The 7,635-nt window shown below is 68.6% G+C and carries 1 protein-coding gene; it reads right to left on the bottom strand.

From position 1 onward, the window contains the following. The coding region (locus ACWCPQ_RS34810) for an amino acid adenylation domain-containing protein (protein WP_449907373.1) at window positions 1-7,635 on the bottom strand (7,635 nt) is incomplete at both ends.

Here is a 7,635-nt window from a genome sequence, read left to right as displayed (position 1 = left end):
GCGTGGACGGTGAACTCGGTCGGACCGTACAGGTTGTACAAAGCCACATCGCTGACCCGCCGCACCGCGGCCACCACATCACCGGTGAACGCTTCACCGGCCACGAACAGCAGCCGCAGCGACGAAAGCGCTCCCGGATCACCGACCACGCTCTCGGCGAACACCGACAGCATCGACGGCACGAACGATGTCGCCGTCACACCCTGTTCCGCGATCACCGACGCCAGATAGCCCGGGTCACGATGGCCGTCGGCCTCCGCGACGACCATCCGCGCACCGACGGTCAACGGCGCGAACAACTCCCACACCGACACATCGAACGTCGCGGGCGTCTTGAACAGCACCACATCATCGCGATCGAAACCGTACTGACCCACGATCCACGCGATCTGGTTCACGACCGCCGCATGCGAAACCGCCACACCCTTCGGACGACCGGTCGAACCGGACGTGAAGATCGCGTACGCCGTGTTCGCGCTGTGCAGCGGCGCGATCCGGTCGGCATCGGTCACCGGTGCGGCGTCGTAACCGCTGAGGTCCAGATCGTCGACCGTCAGCACCGGTACGGCCGCGTCCGCGGGCACCGCCGCCGCATCGGCGGTCGTCGTCAGCACCCGCAGCGGGGCCGCGGTATCGACGATGTGCCGGATCCGTTCGGCCGGATGCGCGGGATCCAACGGCACATACGCGCCACCCGCGGCGACGACCGCGTACATGGCGACCACCAGATCCAGTGATCGCGACACCAGCAACCCGACCAGCTGCTCCGGTCCGACGCCCTGCGCGATCAGATGCCTGGCCAACCGGTTGACCCGTGCGTCCAGTTCCGCGTAGGTGACCTCGACCCCGCCGGAGCTCACCGCGACCCGGTCCGGGTACTCGGCCACCGCCCGGGCGAAACCGTCGAGCAGCAACGCCGCGGGCACCGGATGCTCGGTGGCGTTCCAGTCGGTCAGGATCCGGGTCGCTTCGGCCGGGGCCAGGATCTCCAGATCGCCGACCGGCGCCGACGGATCGGCCACGACCGCGGCCAGCAGCCGGGTGAACCGATCGGCGAACCCGGCCACCGTGGCCTCGTCGAACAGGTCGGTCGCGTAGATGAACTTCGCGGTGACCCCGCGGGCGCCGCTCGCCGCCGCCCCGGCCTGGCCGATCCGTTCGGCGAGTTCCAGCTGCAGATCGAATTTCGCTGTCTCGATGGGCGATTCGATACCGCTGATCGCCAGCCCCGGCAGCTCGCCGCTGACCTGCGGATTGTTGTTCTGCAGCGACAGCATCACCTGGAACAGCGGATGCCGTGCCTGCGACCGGACCGGGTTCAGCACCTCGACCAGCCGCTCGAACGGCAGATCCGCATGCCCGAAGGCGGCCACATCGCTACCGCGAACGCTTTCCAGCAGGTCGGCGAAGCCGGCACCGTAGTCGATCGGTGTACGCAACGCGAGGGTGTTGACGAACATGCCGATCACATCGTCGAGCGCACGTTCACCGCGCCCGGCGACCGGGGTACCGACGACGATGTCGGATTCGCCCGACAATCGCGACAGCAGGACCGCGAACGCGGCGTGCACGACCATGAAGAAGGTCACGCCCCGGCGGCGTGCCAGCTCGACCAGTTCGGCGTGCACCGCGTCGTCGATCTCGAAGGTGAGGCTCGAGCCCCGGCCGGTGGCCACAGCGGGCCGCGGCCGGTCGGCGGGCAGATCCAGCTGATCCGGGATACCCGCCAGCGCCGTCGACCAATAGGAGATCTGCGAAGCGATCACCGAAGCCGGATCGTCTTCCGAACCCAGTACCTGCCGTTGCCACAGTGCGTAGTCCGCGTACTGCACCTCGAGCGGACGCCAGCCCGGCTCGCCGCCGTCGATCCGGGCACCGTAGGCAGTGACCACATCGCGGGCCAGCGGTCCCATCGAGAAACCGTCCGAAGAGATGTGGTGCACGACGAGGACCAGCACATGCTCGGTCGGGTCCACTTCGAACAACCGGACCCGGAACGGCACACCGGCGGTGACATCGAAACCGGCCGAGACGAATTCGGCCACCCGTGCGAACAGGTCGGTTTCCGAGACATCCACCGGGGTCAGATCGGGGATCACCGCCGAGGTCGGTACCACCTGCTGGAACGGTGTCCCGTCCACTTCGGGGTAGTACGTGCGCAGCGATTCGTGTCGCGCCAGTACATCGGCGATGGCGATCTGCATCGCCTGCCGGTCCAGCAGACCCGACAATCGCACCGCGATCGGCAGATTGTCCGCGGCCGATGCCGGATCGAACCGGTTCAGGAACCACATCCGCTGCTGTGCCAGCGACAGCGGTACCCGCTCGACGACCTCACCCGAGGGCAGGGACTGGGTCGGCCGCGGCTGCGGCACCAGCGGAACCCGGCCGGCCGCACCGGAATGCGTTTCGGCGCGCGCCGCGAGCGCGGCCACAGTCGACGCCTCGAACAGTTCCCGTACGGCGAGGTCGGTGTCCAGCGCCGCCGACAACCGCGCCGCCACCCGGGTCGCGCTCAGCGAGTTACCGCCCAGGGCGAAGAAATCGTCGTCCACGCCGACCCGCTCCACCCCGAGCACCTCGGCGAACGTCGCCGCCACGATCTCCTCGATCGGAGTCGAGGGCGCCCGGAAGACGCGGGTCTCGAACACCGGCGCCGGCAGCGCCCGGCGGTCGAGCTTGCCGCTGGCGCCCAGCGGCAGCTCGTCGAGCACCACGAACGCGGCGGGGACCATATAGGACGGCAAGCGTGCGGACAGATCTTCCCGCACATCCTCGATATCGAGCGGCACTCCCGCCGCGGGTACCAGGTAACCGACGAGCTGGTCGCCGGTGCGTGCGTCACCACGCAGTACCACCACGGCCTGGCCGACCTCGTCGATATCGGTCAACGCGCTTTCGATCTCACCGAGTTCGATCCGCAGACCGCGCAGCTTCACCTGGAAGTCCGAGCGACCCATGTATTCGAGTTCACCGGCGGAGTTCCAGCGCACGACATCGCCGGTGCGGTACATCCGCTCGCCGGCCGCGAACGGGTTCGCCACGAAGCGATCCGCGCTCAGGTCCGGCCGTGCCACGTAGCCGCGGGCCAGCTGGGTGCCGGCCAGGTACAGCTCACCGGCGACACCCACCGGCACCGGCCGCAACCGGTCGTCCAGCACGTACACCTGGGTGTTGAACACCGGCACACCGATCGGTACCACCGCGGTGTCGGCGTCGGTCACCTCGTGGAAGGTGACGTCGACCGCGGCCTCGGTCGGACCGTAGAGGTTGTGCACCGCGGTACCGGTCAGTTCCCGCAGGCGTTGCGCCGGACGGCCCGGCAGTGCCTCACCCGAGGAGAACACCGCACGCAGCGAGGAACACGGCGCCACACCCGCTTCACCGGGCAGCGCGGCGACGAAGACGGTGAGCATGGACGGCACGAAGTGCGCCACCGTCACACCCTCGGAGTCGATGACCTCCGCCAGATACTCCGGATCCCGATGACCGTCCGGCTTGGCGACCACCAGACGGGCCCCGATCTGCAACGGCCAGAAGAACTCCCACACCGACACATCAAATGTCGACGGCGTCTTCTGCAACACCACATCGGAAGCCGTCAGACCGTACTCCGCCTGCATCCACACCAGGCGGTTCACGATCGCGCCGTGCGAAACAGCCACGCCCTTCGGGCGACCCGTCGAACCCGACGTGAAGATCACATACGCCGTATTCGACGCCCGCAACGGCGCCCGCCGATCAGCATCGGTCACCGGAGCATCGCCGTAACCCGACAGCTCGAGCTTGTCGATGCGCACCTGGGCGGTATCGATCGGCAGATCGTCCCCGGAGGTCAGTACGCCGACCGGATCCGCGGTAGCCAGGATGTACTCCGTGCGCTCGGCCGGATGGTCCGGGTCCAGCGGTACATAGGCGCCACCGGCGAGCGTGACCGCGTACATACCCACCACGAGGTCGATCGAACGCCGCATCCCCAGGGCCACATACGATTCCGGGCCGACCCCGCGATCGATCAGCCACCGCGCCAGTGGGTTCACCCGGTCGGCGAACTCGGCGTACGACAGCGTCAGGTCACCGAAGGTGAGCGCCGGCGCGTCCGGAGTCCGGGCGAGTTGCGCCTCGAACATCGACACCAGGGTCGCGCCGGAATCGACCGGATGCGCGGTGTCGTTCCAGCGGCGCAGTACGAGCTCACGTTCCGCACCGTCGAGCAGGTCGATCTCGCCGAGCGGCCGGTCCGGTGCAGCGGTGATCGCGGTGAGCACCCGCACCAACTGGTCGGCGATCCGCCGCACCGCCGGTTCGTCGAACATGTCCTGCAGATAGCCGACGCGAAGCCGCAGCGTGCCGCCGAGCGACGCGATCAGGCTCAGCGGGTAGTGGGTGGCGTCGATCGCGCTCAGCCCGGTCACCGCCATCCCGTCGATATCGGTGGCCTGCGCCTGGATACCTTCGGCGTCCACCGGATACGACTCGAACACCAGCAGGGTGTCGAACAGCGTCGCCACACCGGCCGCGCCCTGGATATCCGCCAGACCCACATAGTGGTGGTCCAGCAGATCGGCCTGTTCCCCCTGGGTCCGGGTGAGCAGGTCGCGGGCAGGTTCGCTCTGGTCGAAGCGCACCCGGACCGGGACGGTGTTGATGAACAACCCGACCATGGTCTCCACGCCGGACAGCTGCGGCGGCCGTCCGGAGACGGTGGCGCCGAACAGCACATCGTCGCGGGCGGTGATCCGGCCGAGCAGGACCGCCCAGGCCACCTGCAACACCGTGTTGGCGGTGATACCGAGTTCGGCGGCCAGCGCGGTGATCCGCCCGGTGGCCGCGGTGTCCAGCTCGAACAGGTATTCGCTCGACAGCGACTCGATCTCGTGCGCGGAATCGCCGCCGCCGGATTCCGGACGGCTGAGCAGGGTCGGTTCGCTGACCCCGGCCAGCGCTTCGGCCCACACCGCCAGCGACGCCCGGTGGTCCTGCCGGCCGACCCAGTCCAGGAAGTGCCGGTAGGAGCGGGCCGCGGGCAGCGCGCTGCCGTCGGCGCGTACGGCGTAGAGCGCCAGCAGATCCTGCATGAGCAGCGGCATGGACCAGCCGTCGAGCACGATGTGGTGGTTGGACACCACGAACTGCCAGGTATCGGATCCGGTCTTGATCAGGGTGAACCTGATCGGCCGCGGTTCGGTGAGATCGAAACGCCGCACCCGGTCGGCGTCGACGAGATCCGCGGCGACACCGGTGGCACTGCGATCGTGCTCGGTCCAGTCGGCCTGCACCTCGTCGAGCACGACCTGCACCGGATCGCCCGTCGCGCCGGTGACGAACACTGTGCGCAGGTTCTCGTAGCGGTCCACCAGAGCCTGTGCGGCCGCCCGCAGCCGTTCCGCGTCGACCCGGCCGGTCAGCGTGAGCACCGCCTGCGCGGTGTACACATCCACCGAGGCGGCGGCGAGTTGTGCGTGGAACAGCATCCCGGCCTGCAGCGAGGACAGCGGCCACATATCGGCGACCGGCATCGGGAACCGCTGCTCGATGCGCTCGATATCCGGCTGCGACACCGATACCAGCGGGAAGTCCGACGGTGTATGGCCGCCCGCATCCGCGGAACCGGCATGGTGGGCGACCGCTTCCAGTGCCTGCACCCACAGGTCACCGAATTCGGCGGCCTCGTCGGCCGACAGCAGGGTGGACGGGTAGCCCATCCGCGCGGTCAGGGTGTCACCGGCCACGATGGCATTGATATCCAGCAACGCCATGGCCGGCATATCCGAGTCGTAACCGACGTCCACGGTCAGCCCGGCCGCCGGGAGCCAGCCGAAACCGTGCATCTCGTCGGGAATTTCACCGGCGCCGACCCGGCCCAGGTAGTTGAAGTTCACCTGGCCCGGCATCTCCCGGGGGAGGTCGGTGGCGGTCTCGGAGTTCATGTACCGCAGCAGGCCGTAACCGACACCCTTGTCCGGTACCGCGAGCAATTGCTCCTTGACCAGCTTCAGTGCGGCGCCCAGTTCCGGACCGCCCGCGAGAGCGGCCTCGATATCTATACCGGCCGGTTCGAACCGGACCGGGAAGAGCGCGGTGAACCAGCCGACCGTACGGGACAGATCCGCCCCGGGCACGATCTCTTCCTCACGGCCGTGGCCCTCGAGCCGGACCAGCAGCGGGTCGTCCAACGGCACGCCGGGCACCCGCCGCGCCCGCCAGGCGGCCATCGCCAGGACGAGTGCGGTGAGCAGACCGTCGTTCACACCGCCGTGGAACAGCGTCGGCACGGTGGTGAGCAGCGCCTGGGTGACCTCCGGCGATACCCGCACCGCGTGCACCGCGACGACTCCGGCGGTATCCACCGCCGGATCCATCCGGCGCTCGGTGAGCAGCGGGTCGGCGGTGCCGGCGACGGTCCGCCAGTACTCGAGTTCGGCGAGCCGCTCCGGGCTGTGTGCATTGCGCTCGAGCGCATGTGCCCAGGTCCGCACGGAAGTGACCGGTGCGGGCAGTTCGGGGATCTGTCCGGCGCTGCGCGCCACGGCGGACAGCACCAGATCGGGAACCAGGACACGCCACGAGACACCGTCGACCGCGAGGTGGTGCACGATAACCACCAGATGCCCGTGCCGCTCGGCGGAATCCGGTTCCAGCCAGACGAAACGGACCGCGACACCCTGTTCGGGATCGAGCCGGTCCAGCGCGGAATCGGTGGCGGCCGTCGCGATCGCGGACAGTTCGTCACCGGTGACGCCGCTGTCGAACACGGTGTGGTCGATCAGCGCGTCCACATCGAGGCTGCCCGGCGCGGCGGTTTCCACGATCCAGTCGCCGTCGGTGGAGTACAGCCGCGACCGCAACATATCGTGCCGGTCGATCACCGGCCGTACCACGGCGGCAATGGTTTCCCGATCGATTCCGATCGGCAGATCCAGGGTGATGAGCTGATGGAACCGGCCGAAGGAACCCGGCCGTTCGGCCATGAACCGCACGATCGGTGTCAGTGGCATGGTGCCGACACCCCCGCCGGGCATTTCGACGAGCGTGGGCGCCACGGCGTCGGCGTCGGCGGCCTCGGCGATCGAGGCCAGCCCGGCCACTGTCCGCTGTTCGAAGACATGGCGCGGGGTGAAGACCACCCCGCGCGCCTTCGCCCGGGACACCAGCTGGATGGAGACGATGCTGTCGCCGCCGAGGGCGAAGAACGAATCGTCCACGCCCACCCGGTCCACCCCGAGCACCTCGGCGAAGACCTCGGCGATGATCTGCTCGACCGGCGTCCGCGGCCCGCGGAAAGCGGTACGCGCCTGGAACACCGGTTCGGGCAGGGCTTTCCGGTCCAGCTTCCCGGCGGGGGTCAGCGGGATCCGGTCGATGACCATGACGGCCGCGGGCACCATGTAGTCGGGCAGGCGTTCGGCGACATACCCGATCACCGCCGCGACGTCGACCGTGGCGCCGGATGCCGGTACCACGTACGACACCAGCGATACCGCGCCCGCGGCGTTCTTGTGCCCGGTGGTGACCGCGAAGTCCACGGTCTCGTGTCCGGTGAGCGCCGCGTCGATCTCGCCCAGCTCGATCCGGAAACCACGGACCTTCACCTGGAAATCGTTACGACCCACATACTCGACCACCGGATCACCG

It is taken from the genome of Nocardia sp. NPDC001965 (genome assembly GCF_053594175.1).
This window is presented reverse-complemented; position numbering and strand designations above follow the sequence as displayed.